Source organism: Bradyrhizobium sp. CB1717 (assembly GCF_029714325.1).
Taxonomy (GTDB): Bacteria; Pseudomonadota; Alphaproteobacteria; order Rhizobiales; family Xanthobacteraceae; genus Bradyrhizobium.
On record NZ_CP121666.1, the window covers coordinates 8608455 to 8628166 of the forward strand.

General features: G+C 65.1%; 23 protein-coding genes and 1 tRNA gene. 9 read left to right on the forward strand and 15 right to left on the reverse strand.

All coding sequences use genetic code 11. The features are described 5' to 3' along the window. Window positions 1–165 precede the first annotated feature (165 nt). From QA649_RS39990 to QA649_RS40020, 7 genes are all read right to left on the reverse strand, one after another. Window positions 166–1302: a C4-dicarboxylate ABC transporter gene (locus QA649_RS39990; RefSeq protein ID WP_283021948.1), complete on the reverse strand. Its 1137-nt coding sequence runs from the start codon at window positions 1300–1302 to the stop codon at window positions 166–168. Between the two features lie 221 nt (window positions 1303–1523). Then, window positions 1524–2492 carry a dipeptide ABC transporter ATP-binding protein gene (locus QA649_RS39995; RefSeq protein ID WP_018646501.1) on the reverse strand — a complete coding sequence of 323 codons (969 nt, stop codon included), beginning with the start codon at window positions 2490–2492 and terminating at the stop codon, window positions 1524–1526. Further along, entirely contained in the window at window positions 2489–3484 is a 996-nt protein-coding gene (locus tag QA649_RS40000) for an ABC transporter ATP-binding protein (RefSeq protein WP_018646500.1), read from the reverse strand. Before QA649_RS40000 ends, QA649_RS39995 begins: the two co-directional genes overlap by 4 nt. After that, window positions 3484–4401 carry an ABC transporter permease gene (locus tag QA649_RS40005; RefSeq protein WP_018646499.1) on the reverse strand — a complete coding sequence of 306 codons (918 nt, stop codon included), beginning with the start codon at window positions 4399–4401 and terminating at the stop codon, window positions 3484–3486. The genes QA649_RS40000 and QA649_RS40005 overlap by 1 nt, the downstream gene beginning before the upstream one ends. Further along, complete coding sequence (locus QA649_RS40010) at window positions 4367–5326, reverse strand: ABC transporter permease (protein WP_018646498.1); 960 nt, start codon at window positions 5324–5326, stop codon at window positions 4367–4369. The genes QA649_RS40005 and QA649_RS40010 overlap by 35 nt, the downstream gene beginning before the upstream one ends. 30 nt (window positions 5327–5356) lie before the next feature. Continuing rightward, a complete protein-coding gene (locus QA649_RS40015) occupies window positions 5357–7147 on the reverse strand; it encodes a peptide ABC transporter substrate-binding protein (RefSeq protein ID WP_283021949.1) in 1791 nt (596 codons plus the stop codon). A gap of 262 nt (window positions 7148–7409) precedes the next feature. After that, complete coding sequence (locus QA649_RS40020; RefSeq protein ID WP_283021950.1) at window positions 7410–8828, reverse strand: M20 family metallopeptidase; 1419 nt, start codon at window positions 8826–8828, stop codon at window positions 7410–7412. A gap of 288 nt (window positions 8829–9116) precedes the next feature. Between QA649_RS40020 and QA649_RS40025 the strand changes: the two genes are divergently transcribed. The 3 genes from QA649_RS40025 to QA649_RS40035 all read left to right on the forward strand — a co-directional run bounded on the left by QA649_RS40025 (window position 9117) and on the right by QA649_RS40035 (window position 11470). Next, on the forward strand, window positions 9117–10088 hold the full coding sequence (locus QA649_RS40025; RefSeq protein WP_283021951.1) for a S1C family serine protease: 972 nt from the start codon (window positions 9117–9119) through the stop codon (window positions 10086–10088). A gap of 21 nt (window positions 10089–10109) precedes the next feature. Beyond that, window positions 10110–11180, forward strand: coding sequence for a phospholipase (locus tag QA649_RS40030; protein WP_283021952.1), 1071 nt, complete (start codon window positions 10110–10112; stop codon window positions 11178–11180). A gap of 83 nt (window positions 11181–11263) precedes the next feature. Next, a complete protein-coding gene (locus QA649_RS40035; RefSeq protein WP_026312539.1) occupies window positions 11264–11470 on the forward strand; it encodes a hypothetical protein in 207 nt (68 codons plus the stop codon). Window positions 11471–11549: 79 nt separating this feature from the next. Here the strand turns inward: QA649_RS40035 and QA649_RS40040 are convergent, their stop codons facing one another. The 5 genes from QA649_RS40040 to QA649_RS40060 form a co-directional block, all read right to left on the reverse strand. After that, on the reverse strand, window positions 11550–12212 hold the full coding sequence (locus QA649_RS40040; RefSeq protein WP_283021953.1) for a DsbA family protein: 663 nt from the start codon (window positions 12210–12212) through the stop codon (window positions 11550–11552). An 88-nt stretch (window positions 12213–12300) separates the two neighbouring features. Then, window positions 12301–13023, reverse strand: coding sequence for an LrgB family protein (locus tag QA649_RS40045; RefSeq protein ID WP_283021954.1), 723 nt, complete (start codon window positions 13021–13023; stop codon window positions 12301–12303). Then, entirely contained in the window at window positions 13020–13403 is a 384-nt protein-coding gene (locus QA649_RS40050; RefSeq protein ID WP_283021955.1) for a CidA/LrgA family protein, read from the reverse strand. The genes QA649_RS40045 and QA649_RS40050 overlap by 4 nt, the downstream gene beginning before the upstream one ends. A gap of 44 nt (window positions 13404–13447) precedes the next feature. Next, complete coding sequence (locus QA649_RS40055; protein ID WP_283021956.1) at window positions 13448–13924, reverse strand: PaaI family thioesterase; 477 nt, start codon at window positions 13922–13924, stop codon at window positions 13448–13450. A gap of 3 nt (window positions 13925–13927) precedes the next feature. Continuing rightward, window positions 13928–14356 (reverse strand): acyl-CoA thioesterase, encoded by a 429-nt coding sequence (locus QA649_RS40060; RefSeq protein WP_283021957.1) that lies wholly within the window; start codon window positions 14354–14356, stop codon window positions 13928–13930. 111 nt (window positions 14357–14467) lie between these two features. On the opposite strand from QA649_RS40060, the gene QA649_RS40065 reads away from it, so the two are divergent. Continuing rightward, window positions 14468–15016 carry a TetR/AcrR family transcriptional regulator gene (locus QA649_RS40065; protein ID WP_283021958.1) on the forward strand — a complete coding sequence of 183 codons (549 nt, stop codon included), beginning with the start codon at window positions 14468–14470 and terminating at the stop codon, window positions 15014–15016. A 65-nt stretch (window positions 15017–15081) separates the two neighbouring features. Here the strand turns inward: QA649_RS40065 and QA649_RS40070 are convergent, their stop codons facing one another. Further along, window positions 15082–15573: a hypothetical protein gene (locus QA649_RS40070; protein ID WP_283021959.1), complete on the reverse strand. Its 492-nt coding sequence runs from the start codon at window positions 15571–15573 to the stop codon at window positions 15082–15084. 213 nt (window positions 15574–15786) lie between these two features. Here QA649_RS40070 and QA649_RS40075 point away from each other — a divergent pair, with 213 nt between their 5' ends. Both QA649_RS40075 and QA649_RS40080 read left to right on the forward strand, forming a co-directional pair. Continuing rightward, window positions 15787–16062, forward strand: coding sequence for a PsiF family protein (locus tag QA649_RS40075; RefSeq protein ID WP_283021960.1), 276 nt, complete (start codon window positions 15787–15789; stop codon window positions 16060–16062). Between the two features lie 102 nt (window positions 16063–16164). Beyond that, window positions 16165–17250 carry an AbrB family transcriptional regulator gene (locus QA649_RS40080; protein WP_283021961.1) on the forward strand — a complete coding sequence of 362 codons (1086 nt, stop codon included), beginning with the start codon at window positions 16165–16167 and terminating at the stop codon, window positions 17248–17250. Window positions 17251–17383: 133 nt separating this feature from the next. On the opposite strand, the gene QA649_RS40085 is transcribed toward QA649_RS40080, so the two are convergent. Further along, window positions 17384–17926 carry a disulfide bond formation protein B gene (locus QA649_RS40085; protein ID WP_283021962.1) on the reverse strand — a complete coding sequence of 181 codons (543 nt, stop codon included), beginning with the start codon at window positions 17924–17926 and terminating at the stop codon, window positions 17384–17386. A gap of 159 nt (window positions 17927–18085) precedes the next feature. Here QA649_RS40085 and QA649_RS40090 point away from each other — a divergent pair. Then, window positions 18086–18170: transfer RNA gene (locus QA649_RS40090), tRNA-Leu, on the forward strand. Window positions 18171–18361: 191 nt separating this feature from the next. Then, on the forward strand, window positions 18362–18664 hold the full coding sequence (locus QA649_RS40095) for a hypothetical protein (protein ID WP_283021963.1): 303 nt from the start codon (window positions 18362–18364) through the stop codon (window positions 18662–18664). Between the two features lie 16 nt (window positions 18665–18680). Here the strand turns inward: QA649_RS40095 and QA649_RS40100 are convergent, their stop codons facing one another. Beyond that, complete coding sequence (locus tag QA649_RS40100; protein WP_283021964.1) at window positions 18681–19139, reverse strand: SRPBCC domain-containing protein; 459 nt, start codon at window positions 19137–19139, stop codon at window positions 18681–18683. Window positions 19140–19285: 146 nt separating this feature from the next. Here QA649_RS40100 and QA649_RS40105 point away from each other — a divergent pair, with 146 nt between their 5' ends. After that, window positions 19286–19519, forward strand: a complete 234-nt coding sequence (locus QA649_RS40105) for a hypothetical protein (protein WP_283021965.1) — start codon at window positions 19286–19288, stop codon at window positions 19517–19519. Window positions 19520–19712: the final 193 nt, after the last annotated feature.

A 19712-nucleotide genomic window follows, 5' to 3' on the forward strand; every position in this document is an offset into this window, starting at 1 on the left:
AAGCGCGATGAGATTAGGATCAGTCCTCATCGCGCTTTAGGTTATTGTTTGAGCATGACCTTTTCGGAAAACCGCTACGCACTTTTCCGGATCATGCTTTAGCGACAAGACAAGCACCATCCGGGTTGTGGTCCCGGATGACGCTTCGACCATGCGAAGGGCCTGTTAGCTCTTCTTCTTGGCGTTGGGACCAAAATAGTGGGTGTAGGCCATGCGGCGGCTGACCACCGTATCCTGCTCCCACTGCGTCGCCCGCTTGGCGAAGGCCAATTGCGATTCGACGATCTCCTTGAACAGCGGGTTCTCTGCCGACTTCTTCTCGGCCACCTGGTCGAACACATCCAACTGCTTCTGGAGGATCGAGTCCGGCGTCTTGTAGAACTTGACCTTGTCCTTGGTCTGCAGCTCCTCGTAGTCCCTGGAGTAGCGGTCGATCGCCTTCCAGGCCATGTCCTGGCCGGCCGCGTCGACAGCATTGGCGATGATCGCCCTCATCTTCTCCGGCAGCGCGTCGAACTTGGTCTTGTTGAACAAGATCTCGAACTGCTCGGCGTTCTGGTGGTAGCTCTGGAGCATGCAGATCTTGGAAACATCCGGGAAGCCGAGGACGCGATCGGATGTGGCGTTGTTGAATTCGGCCGCATCCAGCAGGCCACGGTCCATCGCCGAAACGATCTCACCACCCGGCAACGCGTTGACCGCTGCGCCGAGGCCGGTGAACACGTCGATGGAGATGCCGACGGTGCGGAATTTCAGACCCTGGAAATCCTCCACCTTGGTCATCGGCTTCTTGTACCAGCCGAGCGGCTGGGTCGGCATCGGCCCGTACGGGAAGGAGACGACGTTGGCTCCGATCGAGGCGTAGAGCTTCTCGAGGAGCTCCTTGCCGCCGCCATAGCGGTGCCAGGCGAGCAGCATGTTGGCATCCATGGCATAGCCCGGACCCGAGCCCCACAGCGCCAGCGCGTTCTGCTTGCCATAGTGATAGGCGAGCACGCCGTGCCCGCCGTCGAGCGTGCCCTTCGACACCGCATCCAGCAGGCCGAAGGCCGGCACCACAGCGCCGGCGGGAAGCACCTCGATCTTGAGGTCGCCGCCGGTCATGTCGTTGACCTTCTTGGCATAGTCGAGCGCGTATTCGTGGAAGATGTCCTTGGCCGGCCAGGTGCTCTGCCAGCGCATGCTGATCGGCCCCTGCGCCAGGACGATGGTTGGTGCGGCGACAGTGGCGGCCGCCCCGGTTGCGGCCGTCCTGAGAAAACGGCGGCGCGTCGACGCGCCGTCCTTGCTCGTCTTCGTCATGATGTCCTCCCTCAGCGCGATCCGCGACGGATCGCCCCTTTTTTGTAAGGAGAAGACAAGGACTTGCGCCGGACTTTGGCAAGAAAGTTCCCGACGATGCGACGCTACGACGCGGAGGGCGTGCGGGACGACACCAACTGCCCGTTCGAATTATTCCCCGCCCGTCGGATCAAATTAAGCGGCGGTGTAAGGGCGCCCGCTGCGCATGACGCACTGCACCATTACGCCAGATGACACGCCACGAAATGCCCGCCCGCTCCTTCCTTCAGCTCGGGGGCGCTTTCGGCACAGCGCGGCTGAGCGATCGGACAGCGGGTGTGGAAGTGGCAGCCCGACGGCGGCTTCATCGGGCTCGGCACGTCGCCCTTGAGGCGGATGCGCTCGCGCTTGAGTTTGGGATCGGGCACCGGCACCGCCGATAGCAGCGCCTTGGTGTAGGGATGCTGCGGATTGCGGTAGAGGTCGCTGGCCTTGGCGAGCTCGACGATGCGGCCGAGATACATCACCGCCACGCGGTCGGAGATGTGCTCGACCACCGAGAGGTCGTGGGCGACGAAGAGATAGGTCAGATTCAGCTCGGCCTGGAGATCTTCCAGCAGGTTGATGACCTGTGCCTGGATCGACACGTCGAGCGCCGAGACCGGCTCGTCGCAGACGATCAGCTTCGGCTCGACCGCGAGCGCGCGCGCGATCACGATGCGCTGGCGCTGGCCGCCGGAGAATTCGTGCGGATAGCGCCGCATGTGCTCGGCCTTCAGCCCGACCTTGACCAAGAGGCCCGCGACGCGCTCCTCGCGCTCCTTGGCGGACGAGGCCAGATTGTGGATGGTGAAGGCCTCGCCGAGGATGGCACCGACCGTCATGCGCGGATTGAGCGAGGCGAACGGGTCCTGGAACACCAGCTGCATGTTCCGCCGCATCGCGCGCAGATCGGTACCGCCGAGCTTGCGCACATCCTGGCCGTCGAAGGTGACCTCGCCGTCGGTCGGCTCGATCAGGCGCAGCACGCAGCGCCCCGTGGTGGACTTGCCGCAGCCGGATTCGCCGACGAGGCCGAGCGTCTCGCCGCGATTGACCGAGAACGACACGCCGTCGACCGCATAGACGCTGCCGACCTGGCGCGACAGCAGGCCGCCGAGCACGGGGAAATGTTTCTTCAGGCCGCTGACGCGGAGCAAGGGCTCGCTCATGCCGCGCCTCCCAACTGTGTATCGCCGAGGTGACAGGCCATGCGATGGCCGGGTGAGACCTCGCGCAGCAGCGGCTCCTTCTCGATGCAGACGTTCATGGCAAACTTGCAGCGCGGCGCGAAGCGGCAGCCGACCGGCGGATTGATCAGGATCGGCACCGAGCCGCCGATCGCCTCGAGCCGTGTCTTGTGCTCGCTGTCGAGGTCGATGCGCGGGATCGAGCGGATCAGGCCTTGCGTATAGGGGTGACGGGGATCGCCGAAGAGATCGTCGACGGGCGCCTCCTCGACCACCTTGCCGGCATACATCACGACGACGCGCTGCGCCGTCTCGGCGACGACGCCCATGGCATGGGTGATCAGCATCACCGCCATGCCGAAGCGCTCCTTCATGTCCTGCAGGAGGTCGAGGATCTGCGCCTGGATGGTGACGTCGAGCGCCGTGGTGGGCTCGTCGGCGATGATCAGCTTCGGCTTGCAGGCGAGCGCCATCGCGATCATCACGCGCTGGCGCATGCCGCCGGAGAACTGGTGCGGATAGTTGTGCACGCGGCCTTCGGCATTGGGGATCTGCACCAGCTTCAGCATCTCGATGGTGCGCTCGAGCGCCTGCTTCTTGGTCACCGCTTCGTGCCGGCGCAGGCTCTCGGCGATCTGCTCGCCGATCGTGAGCACCGGATTGAGCGAGGTCATCGGCTCCTGGAAGATGAAGCCGATCTCCTTGGCCCTGATCTCGTCGAGCTGATTGCTGGTCAGCGGGACGAGATCGCGGCCTTCGAAAATGATCTGGCCGGCCGCGATGCGGCCTGGCGGCATCGCAATCAGCTTCAGGATCGACATCGCGGTCACGGTCTTGCCGCAGCCGGATTCGCCGACGACGCAGAGCGTCTCGCCCTTGTTGATGGAGATGTCGACGCCGTCGACGGCCTGGAGGATGCCGTCGTCGGTGGAGAAGTGGGTTTTCAGGCCCTTGATCTCGAGCAGCGGCGCCATCAGATCACCCGTCGCGCATCGAGCGCGTCCCGCAGGCCGTCGCCGATGAAGTTGATGGCGACCACCGCGATGAAGATCGCGCCGCCCGGGAACAGCGCCCAGTGCGGACCGATGTCGAGAAAGTCCTTGGCGTCATACAGCAGTCGTCCCCAGGTCGGAGTATCGGGCGGAAAGCCGAGACCGAGGAAGGACAGCGTCGATTCCGCGATGATGGCGGCGGCGACGTCGATGGTGCCGGCAATGATCACCGGGCCGACCGCATTGGGCAGGATGTGGCGCACCACCTGCCGCACCGGGCTGGCGCCGAGCGCGCGGGCCGCCTCGACGAACTCCTTCTCGCGGATCGACAGGAACTGCGCGCGCACGAGCCGCGCCACCGGCATCCAGCGCAAGCCCCCGATCACGAGCACGATCAGGATGAAGATGCCGCCTTCGGGACCAAACACCTGCTTCAGCCCGTCGCGGAACAGATAGATGAGCAGGAGCAGCAGCGGCAGTTGCGGCAACGACAGGAAGAGATCGGTGAGCCACATCAATCCGTGCCCGAGCGCACCACGCGACATGCCGGCGAGCGCGCCGATCAGCGTGCCGATGAAGACCGAGACCAGCATCGCGGCGAGCCCCACCGCGAGCGAGATGCGGCCGCCATAGATCATGCGCGCCAGAATGTCCTGGCCGAGATCGTCGGTGCCGAAGGGATGGGCGAACGACGGCCCCTGCATGCCCGCGACGATGTCGATCTCGTTGATCTTCACACGCCACACGAAGGGCCCGAGCACGACGGCGAGCACCAGGATGAGGAGCAGGAAGGCGCTGACGACGGCGAGCCGGTGGCGGCTGTAGCGCCGCCACGTCTCGCGCCAGGGCGAGTAGACGCCCCGCTCAGCGGAGGGAGATGCGAGGGTCAAGCCAGCCATAAAGGACGTCCGCGATGAGGTTGAACAGCACCACGAGGCACGCGAAGACGAAGGTGACGGCCATCACCACCGGCGTGTCGTTGGAAAGGATGGAGGAGATCAGCAGCGAGCCGATGCCGGGGATACGGAAGATCTGCTCGGTGACGATGGCGCCGCCGAACACCGCAGGCATCTGCAACGCGATCAGCGTGACCACGGGGATCATGGCGTTGCGCATCACGTGCTTGACGATCACCGTGGCCTGGCCGAGGCCCTTGGCCCGCGCCGTGGTGACGTAGTCGAGCCTGATGACGTCGAGCATCGCCGAGCGCACGAAGCGCGTCATCGACGCCGCCTGGAACAGGCCGAGCACAGCCACCGGCATGATGGCCTGACGGATCATCTCCAGCACCCAGTGGATGCCGGTGGCCTTGATGTCGGTGGTGTAGACGAAGGGCAGCCAGTCCAGCGTGACCGAGAAGATCAGGATGAACAGGATGCCGGTGAAGAAAGTCGGCAGCGAGAAGCCGACGAAGGCGAGCGTGTTGGCGATCTGGTCGAACAACGAATAGGGCTTCGTCGCGGCATAGACCCCGACCGGAATCGCGATCAACAGCGCCAGGATCTGCGCCGAGCCGATCACGTAGAGCGTGGCCGGCAGGCGCTGGAGGATCAGCGTGTCGACGTTCATCCGGCTGACGAAGGAAAAGCCCCAGTCGCCGTGCAGCATGGCGTTGAGCCAATGCAGGTAACGAAGGTGGATCGGATCGTCGAGGCCGAACTTGGCCCGAAGCGCGGCTTGCACTTCGGGCGGCACGTTCGGGTTCGTCGCCAGTTCAGAGAACGGATCGCCGGGGGCGAGCGCAAGCACGACGAACAGCACGACCGAGATTCCGAGCAGGCTCGGAATCGCGATCAGCAGGCGACGCAGGACGTATTGACTCATGAGGGAAGGGCCCCGTCTAGAGTTGGGGGATCATTCCTCGCGGTACCAATCGTGCAGATTGTCGGTTTCGTTGGCCCAGCCGCTGATGATCGGCCGCAGATTGTTGGCCGCCGCTTCCACCTTCAACCGATGCTGCACCGGGATGAACACGGTGTCCTGATACATGAGGTCGTTGGCCTTGATGTAGTGCTCCGCTCGCTTGAGCGGATCCATCTCGCTTTCGGCGGCTTCGATCGCTGCGTCGTAGTCCTTGTTGATCCAGCGCGGGAAATTCGTGCCCTGCCACTTGTTCTCCTTGGTGGCGACGTTGGTCGACAGAAAGCGGCGCATATGCTGCGACGGATCGGGCTGGCTCAGCGGGATCTGGAACATCTCGATGTCGGCATAGAATTTCGCGTAGGTGTCGGGATTGGCGACGTCCGACGAGAAGAACACCGAGGCCACGACCGACTTCAATTCGACGTCGATGCCGGCCTTCTGACAGGCCTGCTTGACGATAGCCTGCGTCTTCTGGCGCGGACCGTTGATCGAGGTCTGGTACAAGAGCTTCAGCTTCTTGCCGTCCTTCTCGCGGATACCGTCCGCGCCCGGCTTCCAGCCGGCATCGTCCAGGATCTTCGAAGCCTTCTCGATGCTGAATTCCCAGGAAGTGTTCTTGGAGACGAATTTTTCCGGGCCGTTGAGGAAATTGGCCGTGGTGCGGCCGGCACGGCCGTAGATCGCCTTCTTCACCGACTCGCGATCGATCAGCAGCGATAGCGCCTTGCGGACCGCAGGGTCGGAGAACAGCGGATGCTTGGTCTTCATCGACGACTTCTCGCCGTCGACCTCGGTGTAGGGGTCGGTGAAGTTGAGCGCGATGAACTCGGTGTCGCCGCCGACGGCATAGATCGTCTTGCCCTTGCCGCCCTTCTCCAGGCGCAGGAGGACGTCGTCCTCGACCTGGATGTTCCAGCCGAAATCATATTCGCCGGTCTGGATCACGGCGCGCGCAGCCGAAACCGCGTCACCACCACCCTTCATCTCGACCGTGTCGAAATAAGGCCGGTTCGGCATGTGGTAATCGGGATTGAGCTGGCCACGGACGAGATCGCCGGGCTTGAATTCGACGAACTTGTACGGGCCGGTTCCGACCGGCGACAGATTGGTCGGCGCTTCCCGCGATTTGGACCCCTTGTAGTCGGCGAACAGATGCTTGGGGATGATGGTGTTGGGCGCGCCAACAAAGGCGTCTGCCCAGAACGGCGTTGGCTTCTTGAACGTAATGCGAACCGTCAGGTCGTCCACTTTCTCGACCGTGATGTCGCGGTAGGTGGCCACGGTAATGGCCGCCGTCGCGGGATCGATGATGTATTCCCAGGTGAAGACGACGTCGTCGGCGGTGAACGGCTTGCCGTCATGCCACTTCACGCCGGGCTTCAGCTTCCACGTCACCGACTTGCCGTCGGCAGCGAGCAGACCGTTCTGGATCGACGGAATTTCGGATGCCAGAACCAGCTTCATGTTGCCGTCCGGATCCCAGCAGGCGAGCGGCTCGTAGAACAGGCGCGAGCCGTCCTGATCCTTGGTGCCGGTGGCGAAGTGCGGATTGAGCAGGGTCGGGCCCTGCCACCACAGCAGCTTCAGCGCGCCACCGCCGCCACGCTTGGTCGGCTTGTAGGTCGAGGGGCCCTCCGCCATGGCGACACCGCCAAGCGCGAGGATCTGGTTGGCCAGAGGGGCGGTGAGACCGACAGCGGCCATGCGCTTGATGAAGGCGCGGCGATCCATCCGCCCGTCCTTCACCTGGCCGATCATCGAACGCAGTTCTTTATCCAGCATGGTTGTCCCCCGTCTGGTTCCCGTATGGATGCAGGCGGCCGCAAGACGCGACCGCCGGGCTTGGCTGGCGGTAGATGGCACACCGATTAGGGGGCACGTCAACTAGGACCGTGTGTATGCAAACGGTCTTCTGGCTGTCCGTTGGGCAAAACCCTGTTCCGCAGCCCAAGCGTTCGGCAATCCGGCGCCAAAATGCGCCGGAAACCGCGCTGCACTGCGGAAAATTTGTTCGCCGGATCAGACGAAGTATCGAGACGGAATTCTACGCCACGGACATATCGAGCGGGGGCGCGACGTGGTCCGGCAGCGGACAAACGTAAGGCGTTTTCGCCGTGCGCTTCTGAAGGTCGGCCTTGGCGGCCTTGATCAGCTCCGGATCCGTCAGCGCCTTGATGCCGAGCCCGGCCATCGCCTTGGCCGCCTGCACCATGGCCTTGTGCGCGTGCGGGCTCTTGCCCTGCGCCACCACCTGCCAGGTGTGGAAGGGCGTGCCGATTGCAACCGTGGGTGCGTGAACCTGCACGGTCGGCACCACCCAGCTGACGTCGCCCACGTCGGTCGAGCCGACAAGCGGATTGCGCTTGGCATCGAGCGGCACCAGGAAGTCGGCCAGCGGCCGATCGGTCGGCTCCATGCCGATCGCGTAGTAGACCGAGGAGATGTCCTTGTCGCTCAGCGTCGCGCGGATCTCTGTGGCGAAGCTCTTGTCCGCATCGTCGAAATGCGGCGGTCCGAGCTCTTCCATGACCCGATGCAGCGCCTGCTCCAGCGGCGCGTTCGGCAGGATGTTGGAGACCGCGGAGATGATCTTCATCTCGACCTTGGTCTCGGTCATCAGCGCAGCACCCTGCGCGATCTTGGACACGCGTTCGACCAGCTCGTTCATGCCGGGAAGATCGCGGGCGCGGATCGAGTAGCGCACGCGCGCATGCGCCTGCACCACGTTGGGCGCGATGCCGCCGGTGTCGAGCAGCGCATAATGCACGCGGGCATCGCTCGGCATGTGCTCGCGCATGTAGTTCACGCCGACATTCATCAGTTCCACGGCATCGAGCGCGGAACGGCCGAGATGCGGCGAGGCCGCCGCATGCGAGGTGCGGCCGGTGAAGATGAAGTCGGCGCGGGTGTTCGCGAGCGACGGCGTCACCGCCACTTCCCAGAAGCTGTGCGGATGCCAGGTGATGGCGATGTCGGCGTCCTCGAACGCGCCGACGCGCACCATGAAGGCCTTTGCCGCGCCGCCTTCTTCGGCCGGGCAGCCGTAATAGCGCACGCGGCCGGGCACCTTGTTCTCGGCAAGCCAGTCCTTCACGGCGGTCGCAGCGAGCAGCGCGGCAGAGCCAAGCAGGTTGTGGCCGCAGCCATGGCCATGGCCGCCGGTCTCGACCGGACGGTGTTCCGCAACGCCCGCCTCCTGGCTGAGGCCCGGCAGCGCATCATATTCACCCATGAAGGCGATGACCGGTCCGCCCTCGCCCCATTCGCCCATCAGCGCCGTCGGGATGCCGGCGACGTTCTCGGTGATGCGGAAGCCCTGATGACGCAGCTCGGCGAGATGTTCGGCGGCGGACCGCGCCTCGGTGTAGCACACCTCGGGCGTGCCCCAGACCTTGTCGCTGAGGTCGATGAAACGCGCCTTGATCGTGTCGACGCCACGCCAGATGTCGCTGCGGTTATCCATGCTTCGGTCCGTGATCCCTTGGTCAAACGAAGCGGCAATGGTTAGCAGCTTCATTGCAGCCCGCCTAGCACCTCGCCGGACAGCAGCCATGCGGCCGGTGCCGGATCGCGCCGTTGCCCGCCCGCTGTGCACGAGGCGTTTCCGTGCGTTTCGAAGATTTCATGCGGCGTTCTCCGGAATTGTTGAGCAACGAGGCTTTCAAGACGGCCCTCTCCGGCCTAAATTATCTGTGCTTCGCGCGTCGTCCGGCATGAATGGCGGCGCGATGCACTCAGCCAGGAGAACTCCATGCCCGCCCTGACCGAATGGAGAGTGCCGCCGGCCAATCAGCCGCGTGCGAGCGATTACGGTTTCGATCTCGACCGCGCTCTCGCTTCCATCGTCGGCCTGCACGCCATCGTCCCGCCGGACGCATTCAGCGCCGAGACGCTGGGCACCGAACGCGCCGGCAACGGAGTCGTGATCGACGACGGGCTGGTGCTCACCATCGGCTATCTCATCACCGAAGCGGAATCGGTGTGGCTGCACCTTGCCGACGGACGTGTCGTCGAGGGGCACGCCCTCGGTTTCGATTCCGTCACCGGCTTCGGCCTCGTGCAAGCACTCGGTCAGCTCGACGTCGAACCCTTGCCGCTCGGCAACTCGGCCGATACCCGCATCGGCGACCGCGTCGTGGTCGGCGGCGCCGGCGGCCGCACGCGGTCGGTTGCAAGCCAGATCGTGGCCAAGCAGGAATTCGCCGGCTACTGGGAATATCTGCTGGATGAAGCCGTCTTCACCTATCCCGCGCATCCGAACTGGGGCGGCACCGGCCTGCTCAACGAGCGCGGCGAGTTGATCGGCATCGGCTCGCTCCAGCTCGAGCGAGAACGCGACGGCAAGGCCGAGCACGTCAACATGATCGTGCCGATCGACCTCTTGAAGCCGGTCCTGGAGGACTTGCGCAAATTCGGCCGCGTCAACAAGCCGTCGCGGCCCTGGCTCGGGCTCTACTCGACCGAGATCGACAACCGCGTGGTGGTGATCGGGATCTCCGCCAACGGCCCGGCCGCACGCGCCGAACTCAAGACCGGCGACGTCATCCTCGCCGTGGACGGCGACAAGGTCACGAGCCAGACCGCCTTCTACAGGAAGATGTGGGCTCTCGGCGCCGCCGGCGTCGACGTGCCGCTGACCATCCATCACGAGGGCGTCACCTTCGACGTCACGGTGACCTCGACCGATCGCTTCAGGCTGTTGAAGGCGCCGAAGCTGCACTGACCCCAAGCCAGGAACGCCGCGATGAGCGAGGCCGTGATCGACGACATCGTGGCCGTGCTGCCGCCGCTGCTCAATGCGCTTGAAGCGCTCGGCTTCTTCCAGCGGCATTTGCACCCGCCGGCCTTTGCCTCGGTGATGAACGCGATCGGCGCGCCGGACGAGGCGCTGCAGGCATCGCACGCTGCGATTGGAGAATGGCCGGAGCAATTCGCCGGACTGCGCGAACGACTCGACCGCGCCTGCAACGAGACACTCGCCGCCTTTACCGGTATCCGCGATGTCGAGCGCGGCAATGGCGATCTAGTCGCCGTGTTTCGCGCACTGCGCCACGCGCCGCGCGCGCTGGAGGCGCTCTATCCACTGGCGGTACAGTTTCCGCCAGTGAGTAACTTCTTCCTCAACGCCGCAAATCGCGAGAATGAGGATCTGCTCTCGCGACTGGAGGTCAGCGCGAATGAGCACACCGGCATCTTCCACGAGCACAACGAGCCCGGCAGCCGCGGCGGCTTCTCGGTCTATGTCCCCGAATATTACAGGCCCGATCGCGCCATGCCGCTGGTGATGGCGCTGCATGGCGGCAGCGGCAACGGCCGCGGCTTTCTTTGGAGCTGGCTGCGCGATGCACGCAGTCTTGGCGCAATCCTGGTGGCACCGACTGCAACCGGACCGACCTGGGCCCTGATGGGCGATGACGCCGACACGCCGAACCTGATGCGCATCCTCGAGACCGTCCGCAGCCGCTGGACCATCGACGCCTCGCGCATGCTGCTGACCGGCATGAGCGACGGCGGCACCTTCTGCTACGTCACCGGCCTCGACGGCGCTTCGCCCTTCACGCATCTCGCGCCGGTCGCGGCGACCTTCCATCCGCTGATGGCGGAGATGGCGGACGCCGAGCGCATGCGGGGCCTGCCCATCTTCATCACCCATGGCAAGCTCGACTGGATGTTTCCGGTGCAGACCGCGCGGCAGACGCAGGCTGCGCTCTCCGCCGCCGGCGCCGACGTCAGCTACCGCGAGATCGACGACCTCAGCCACACCTATCCGCGCGAGATCAACGCGAAGCTGCTGGCGTGGCTGAACGGAGAATGAACAACCTCTCCTTAGATGCGCCGCATGGCCGCGGAACCATCGTGGCCGTGCCGACGTTATCGGCGCGACACCGGAGGCTCGCTATGAGGACTTTTTTCGGAATGATTTTGGGCGCGCTGCTGCTTGCGGGCGGCGTCTATGTCTATGACTCCATGCAGACCTCGTCGGTCGCCAATGGCGAGGTCGCAACCACCAATCGCACCATCGTGAACTGGGATGTCGCGAAGGCCGATTGGGATGCGCTGCGCGATCGCGCGCACAAGGACTGGGTCCGCATCTCGTCGAAGTAACGTCGCGGTATCATGAACAAGGCGCCGTCGCGGGTCCGCGGCGGCGCCTTTGTGTTGGCTACGATCAAGGTTGCGCGCGTCAGTTCATCTTGGCTTTGCGGGCGTCGGCGATCACCTGCTCGAACTCGGTCATGCTGAGCACGCCGGGCACGCGGTACTTGCCGACGATGAAGGACGGGGTGCCGCGGAAACCAAAAGCCTCAGCCTGCTCGTTGTTGCGCTTGAGGATGGCGTCGATGTCCTTGGCGTGTTCGGTGAGATCGCGCTTCAGCCGGTCCATGTCGACGCCGGCGGCCGCGAGCAGCTCGTTGATGCGCGGCTCGGTCAGGCGCGAAGAGACGCCCATCATGGCGTCGTGGGCCTGGTGGTACTTGTCCTGGAATTTGGCCGCGAGCGCGATCCGTGCCGCCGTGACCGAGACCGGCCCGAGGATCGGCCAGTCCTTCATCACCAGCCTCACCTTGCCGTCATCCTGGACGACCTGGCGCAGCTCGGGTTCGAGCTTGCGGCAATAGGGACAATTGTAGTCGGACCATTCGACGATGGTGATGTTGCCGTCGGGATTGCCGGCGACCGGCGTGTCGGGATCGCGCAGCACCTTGGATTCGGTGAGCACCTCGTCGTCGCCGGCGGCTGCCAATGCCGAGGTGATGCCGCCCGCCGCGAGGGTGCCCGCCCCGATCAGCGTCAGTGCCGCGCGCCGGGTCGGCACCAGGCGGTTCTTATTTCCAGATCCAGTCATATCTCGTCCCGTTTCGGTCCCATCTTCGGCAAATACGGCTTGGGACCGGGAATTGTTACCGACCATATAGAGTGTCGCGGCAGCGATGTCATCGCACCAGCAGCGTGACCGCCAAGGGGACCAGGAACGAGGTCACCAAAGCGTTCAGGCTCATGGCGATGCCGGAGAAGACGCCGGCGATCTCGTCGACCTGGAACGCGCGCGCCGTGCCGATGCCGTGCGCGGCCAGGCCCGCGGCAAAGCCGCGAGCCCGGTAATCGGTGATGCCGGTGCGGTTCATCAGCGGCGTCACGATGATCGCGCCCATGATGCCGGTGAGGATCACCGCGACCGCCGCCAGCGAAGGATCGGCATGCAGGGACTCGGCGATGCCCATGGCGACGCCGGCGGTGACGGATTTCGGCGCCAGCGACAGCACGACATCGCGCGGCAGTCCGGCAAGTTCGGCCAGCAGCACCACCGACACGACCGCCGTGACCGAGCCCGCGATCAGCGCCACCAGCATCGGCACGATGGATGAAACCACGCGCTTGCGGTTCTCGTAGAGCGGCACGGCGAGCGCGACGGTCGCGGGCCCCAGCAGGAAGTGCACGAATTGCGCGCCGGCGAAATAGGTGGTGTAGGAGGTGCCGGTCAGGAGCAGGAACGCGCCGATGATCCACGTCGCATGCAGCACGGGATTGGCGAGCGGATGGCGCCGCGTCGCCAGCGACACCGCATCCGTGCTTGCATAGACCAGCAGGGTCACGGTCAGCCACAGCAGCGGGGACTGCGAGAGATAGACCCAGAGCGAGAACGGGTTGTCCTTCATCGCGCGTCCTGTTGCCGCAACAATCGGCTGACGAGGCGGAAGGTCAGCACAGTCGCGAGCAGCGTGACGACCACGGACAGTGCGAGCACGACGACGATGGCGATGCCGTGAGACGCGAGGAGATCGAGCTCCTGCACGACACCGACGCCGGCCGGCACGAAGAGCAGCGAGAGATGGGCCAGAAGGCCCTTGCTCGCCGTCTCGATGCCGTTGTCACGCAGCGGCCCGCGCGCAAGCAGCGCAAAGCGGTCGCGGGCGAGCAGCACGATCAGGAGCAGAAGAAGTCCGAGCACGGGTCCCGGCAATGGCAGGCCGAGGCCGCGCACGACGGCTTCGCCGATCAACTGGCAGAGCAGGATGAGGCCGAGACTTGCGAGCATGGCGTTCGCATCAAGGGATGCGCCGCCAAGCTTGTCAATCGCCGCTATGCGCGCGACGCGCGCACCTCATGCGAACTCGCAGGGCGAGGCAGCATCGCCATCAGCGTCCCGGTCATCGTGGCGATCAGCGTGGTCTTGCCCTCATGCTCGGCGAAGGCCTTTGCCTCGCAGAAGGTGAGCGTACGGCCGGGCTTGACCACCTCGGCCTTGAAGACGAAACGCTCGCCCCGGGCGGGTGCGAGCAGCGTGGTCTTGAATTCGACGGTGAGGATATCGGCCTCCGGCGGCATCAGGGTGAAGGCGGCAACGCCGCAGGCGTTGTCGAGCCCGGCCGTGATGATGCCGGCATGGATAAAGCCGTTCTGCTGTGTGAAGGCCGGCGCATGCAGCATCGCCAGCTCGACCTCGCCCGGCGCGAGACGGACGATCACGATGCCGAGCGTGCGCATTGCCGGCTGGCCGTCGAACATGGCGATGGCCGCAGCACGATAGCCCGGGTTTTTCGGCTCGAACGCGGTCATGGCTCACACCTCGGCCGGTTCGACGAGATGCCTCGAGGCAGCTTCGCGGATGGCATCGGCGAACGGCGCGGACTTGCGGAGCTGACGGTCCATATGCACGCCGGTGATCTCGCAGGTCGCGGCGATTTCCCGGGTCTCGGCATTGCGCATGTCGTGCCGGAAGCGGATCGACTTGTCGCGAACCTCGAGCAGGTGGCTGTGGATCTCGACGATGTCGCCGGCGAGCAGCTCGCGCTTGTAGGCGATGTTCTGCTGGACCGCGGCCATGCCGCGCCCGGAGCTGCGCAGGTAACTCGGCGTCAGCCCGAGACGGGCGAACAGATTCCAATTGGCCTCGTCGAATTTGCCGACATACCACATGATGTTCATGTGGCCGACATGGTCGCATTGCCACGGATAAACCGTGCCGCGATAGGTCGCCTCCCGCTCCATCGCAATTTTCTCCCTGCCCGTTCCGCTCTTTATTTGTTGATACGGTAGCGTATCAGGGCTCCGGCGCGTTAGCAATACGGCACCGTATCAAGAACCGGTGAGGCTTCCTTCATGAGTGACGGCAAGGGCGATGTCTGGGTCGAGGCGGGGTTCGCCGAGCTCGCCCGCTCGGGGGTCGAGGGTGTCAGGGTCGAGGTGCTCGCCAAGAATCTCGGCGTCACCAAGGGTGGCTTCTACCGCCGTTTCGCCGACCGCGCCGCGCTGCTCGAGACCATGCTGGGACGCTGGCGCGAGGGGCGCGCGGCGTCGATCGCGCAGCAGACGAGCCTCGACGGCGAGGCGCCCCGCGAACGGCTGAAGGCGGTGATCCAGCTCTATTCGGAGCGGCTCAATCCGGAAGGCATGGCGATCGAGCTCGCGATCCGGCAATGGGCCCGCTCGGACGAGAACGCCGCGGCCGCGGTCGCGAGCGTGGATGCCGCGCGGCTCAAGCACGTTGCCGAGCTCTATCGCGCGACCGGCTTAGAGGCCGAGGAAGCCGAGGCGCAGGCCTTCCTGTTCTATTGCTTCATCTTCGGCCAGAGCCTGCTGTTCGTCGAGCGCGGCCCGCGCAAGCGTTCGCAGCTCGTGGCGAAGTCGGCCGAGAAGCTGTTGGACTAGACGATCGGATCAAACGAAAATGGCCGGAGCTTTGCTCCGGCCATCGCATCCCGTTCCGTTGAAGCTCAGGCGGCGCCCTTCAGCTTCTTGGTGCATTCGCTATAATAGCCGCCGCCTTTCTGGATCCACTTCAAGCCGCCATTGCCGTTGGTGGTCTTGTTGGCATTGTACTGGTCGACGCAGGTGTGCAGGCGCGCCTTGCCGGCGGGCTCCTTGGCGTATTTCGGATCGACCGCGTTTGGATAGATCGCGGGGCCGGCCGGCAGCGTCGGCGCGGCAGCGGGAGCCGCCTCCTTCTTGGCCTGCTTCGGTTCGGCCGGAGCGGCAGGCGCGGCCGGAGCAGCCGCGGTCGGCGCAGCGGCCGGCGTCGCATCGGCCCCGCACTGGGCCTTGCGGAAGTCGTTCCACTTCATGGTGCCGAGCGAGCCGTCCTTCTTGGCGGCCTGATATTTCGCGCTGCACTCCTGCGAGGTCAGCGCCTGCGCCGGCGCGGCGGCCATCAATGCCACGACACCTGACGCCACAATCGCACACAGCAATTTTGTCTGATTGGTCATCCCTGATCTCCTCCTTGGTCTTCCCTTGATCTTCCCTTGGGGGGAAGTGAAACGAGGATTGCTATCCTAGCGTGCCGCCGGCTCGCGACAAGGAAGCGATGGCTTTCGCCGCAAAAATATAGTGATCGCACCGTTCAAATCATTCATGTCGCGTTCAGCATCGCAAGCCGACGTTCCAGCCCTTCGCAATTCTCGCAAGAAGAGTGCAACATCATGACCCTCGCCTCTCGCCTCGCCGCCACCGTCCTCGTCTCCCTGCTCGCCTCGGGCGCCGCGTTCGCGCAGACCGCCGCGCCGGCCGCCAAGACCGATGCCGCTGCCACCGCCGACAAGAAGGCGGCTCCCAAGGAGCGCTCGGCCGAGTCGCTCGAATGCTCCAAGCAGGCGGATGCCAAGGCCCTGAAGGGCAAGGAGCGCAAGAAATTCCGCCGCGAGTGCATGAAGGAAGCGAAGGCCGGCACCGCCGCCCCTGCCGCCGACAAGAAGTAGATCCGTCACGATACGGTTCGCGAGCATCAAGGAGAGGCGTCGCGCATTGCGGCATGACGTAGCCGCAATTGTGCGCCCCTCGGTGATTTGCAATAAGGTGGTGTGAAGCAAATCACCGCCTCCCTGCCGTTCGAATGGCCGAGCCGTGCCAAGATCCTGAGCACGGTGGAGACGCTCGCCATCGGCACCGCCGGCGGTCTCGTATTTCTCTTCGCCAATCTTCCCGGCGGCATGATCTCGGGCTCGATGATCGCGGTCGGCATCGCCGCGATCGCCGGCCGCCAGCTGACGCTGCCGCCGATCCTGACCCAGACCGTGCTGGTGCTGCTCGGCATCTCGCTGGGCTCCGTGGTCTCGCGCCATCTGATCCAGCAGGTCAGCGCCTATCCCCTCACGATCGGGCTGCTCGCGCTCGCCACCTTCTGCTCGACCTTCGGCTCGAGCTATTACCTGCAGCGCATCCACGGCTGGGACCGCACCTCCGCCTTCCTCGCCGGCAGTCCCGGCGCGCTGTCGCAGATCACGATCTTGGCCGTCGAGCGGGGCGCCGACCTGCCGGGCATCGCGGTGGTGCAGACCATGCGCGTCATCATCCTCACCGCCGCGCTCCCGATGGTGCTGGCATTCGCGGGCGTGGCGCCTTCGGCCGCGCCGTCGCTGACGACGACGATCGCCTCGCCGCTCGGCCTCCTGGAGCTGGTCGCGGCCTCCCTGGCTGCGGCGCTCCTGCTGCGGCTGGTCAAGTTTCCGGCGAGCTGGATGTTCGGCGCGATGATCGGCTCCAGCGTGCTGCATGGCGCGGGCTGGGTCGAGGGCGGCCTGCCGGATTGGGGGCGCGGCGTGGCCCTGGTCGGCATCGGCGCGCTGATCGGCAGCCGCTTTGCGCGGATGCGGATCAAGACGCTGGCCGGCCACATCAACGCGGCGCTGGGCTCGTTCACCGTAGCCATCGCCGTCTCCGCGATCTTCGTCGGCATCGTCGCGCTCACCACGCAGGTGAAGTTCTCCGACGTCGTCGTCGCCTTCGCGCCGGGGGCCATGGACGCGATGCTGGCGCTGGCGCTGACACTGCACATCGACCCGATCTTCGTCGGCGCCCATCACCTGTCGCGTTTCGTGTTCGTGACGATCGCAACGCCGGGCATCGTGCACCTGTTCGGGCGCACGCAGGACGACGTGGATGATTGACGGGCCGCAGCTGCTAGAGCGGAGCCCAACTGCCGTAGGGTGGGCAAAGGCGCGCTAGCGCCGTGCCCACCATTCTTAAGGCAGTATCGCTAGGAGATGGTGGGCACGCTACGCTTTGCCCACCCTACGGCAGTTATGCCCGCTTCGCCGTCCGCACAAATCCCCACGCGGCGATCGCGGCCATCAGGAGCGAGATCAGCACGTTGTAGCCGGCGAGCGAGAGACCGAGGAAGCGCCACTGCACCTCGTCGCAGCGGACCACCTTCACCGTGTCGAGCTTCGACAGCAGATCAGCGGCGCTGCCGAGATTGACGACGGGACCGGAGCAATCGGTCGGGCCCTTCCAGAAACCCCATTCGACGCCGGAGTGATAGGTGCCGAGGCCGGCATTGGCGAGGGTCGCCAGCGCGAGGATCGCAAGTCCTGCGAGCAACAGCGACCGCGGCGCGCCGGCGCGTGCCGCAAGCGCCGTGAGAGCGCCGACCGGGATCGCCAGATAGTAAGCGTAGCGCTGCTCCAGGCACAGCGGACAGGGCACGATTTCCAGCACGAGCTGGAAGAACCAGGCGCCTGCGATCGTGGCCGCCGCGATCACGGTGACCGCAAGCGAGGCGGCCAGCGCGGGGCTCGTGGCCGCCAGCTTGAACGCGGGTATTGCGGCACTCTGGGTCGTCACGGCAGCCTCTTTCCGATCGGTCGCGTTCCCATGCCTCTAGCCCCGGCCCAAGCGGCTGTCGAGAACGGCCGGGATCACTTTGGCGCGGGTTGACCCCGCCTTGTCCATGGCTATAGTCCGCCGGCTTCGTGACGCCCTCCCTGGAGGGGCCGACCGAGGGCCCCTGTGGCGGAACTGGTAGACGCGCTCGACTCAAAATCGAGTTCCGCAAGGAGTGCTGGTTCGATTCCGGCCAGGGGCACCAGCCTTCGCTGCTTCGCAGCTGCGGCTGGGCGAGCCGAGCTCCGCACCATCGCAGCGAAGCAGCGAGGGCTGTCCCGCCGAAACCTTGGCGAAGGCGGGCTGTCTCAGCAAAGCTGATCCTCCCCCTCCACTAGCAATCGTCACATCCCCACTGTATAAGCCGGTAGCTTCTTCTCACTCGAAGGAGCTCACATGAACGACCTGCACGCGTGGCTTTCCGAACAGCACCACGGCCTGCGCACCTTCCGGACATTCCAGCAAAAGCTCGAGACGCTCGGCCGGGACGATCCCGCCCAGCGCGGCCTATGCCGCCTGCTGAGCAGCCTCGTCGGCAGCTATGTCGAGGCCTATGACGAGGCGCCGCTGCCGGTCGAGGTCGCCGACAGCGCCTATCAGCGCCTGCTAGCGCTGGTCGCGAGCATCGATCTGCATGCCGATGCCGACCGCAGGATCGCCGACATCAACCGCGTGGCGGAGAGCCAGCTCTGGCAGTGACGCAAAGGCTCCCGCGCTATTTCTCGACGGTGCGCTTCAGCATTGCGAGCGCGCTGCGCCAGTAGAAGGCGGCGTGCTTCCAGCCCGTGTCCTCGCCGGTCTCCCAGCCCGGTCCGGAGCGCGGAGGCGAGGGCGGCACCTGCTGGTCGACCGTCAGGATCGTCACCTCGCCGTCGGTGCGGAGCGTCATGGTGATCGTCGACCAGGATTCAGGGTGATCCGGCAGGCCGGAGACGCGCGACCAATAGGCGTAGCGAAGCAATGCGGGCGGCTCGACCGCAATGAGGCGGCCCTTGTCGCGGTAGCGCTTTGTCCCGATTACGGCCTCGATCTCGAACGGATCTCCGACGCGCCACCCCGTCTTGAAATGGGCGTTGCGCCATCTGTCCCCGGCCTGGGGATCGGTGAGCGCGTCCCATACGCGTCCCGGCTCCGCCGCGATCCGGATCGATTCAGTCACCGTCTTGAAGGTCATATAGGAGGGGCTTTCGGGCTTGCGATATCGTTGCGCGGGTCACCGTATCGAAACGTCCCGACCTGGACCCGCCGCAAGGCGTTCGACTTCGGCGCGCCAGTACCTATATCCTGCCGTGACGCATATCGATGCAGTGAGCAGCTTTGATGGCCAGACGACGCACGACGGAAGCGGAGGCCGGCGACCTCCCCCGCTATTTCGTCTGGGTCCGGGGCCTCGAAGGCCCCGAGCCGCAGAAATGGATGGCGATGGATTTCGGCATCGGCGACTGGAAGCGGCCGCAGGTGCTGGCGTATTTGGAGCTGCCGGAAGGCGAACGGCACCTGCCGCTGTCGGCGCTGGCGCGGCGTTATCCGCCGCCGCGGGTGGACGTTCTCTAGGACAAGCTTGGCGCAGCCGTCACCTACCCGTTCCCTATTCGCTGAAACTGAAGAGCTGGCCGCGACCGACGTTCCATAGGCCCGACCGCGGCGTGTCGACACGTTCCCGCTTGCTACCTCAGCGGGATTGTGTACAGAATACATCTTATTTCATGACGCAACCATTGATTGAATCAAGGGAATGCAGTCCGCC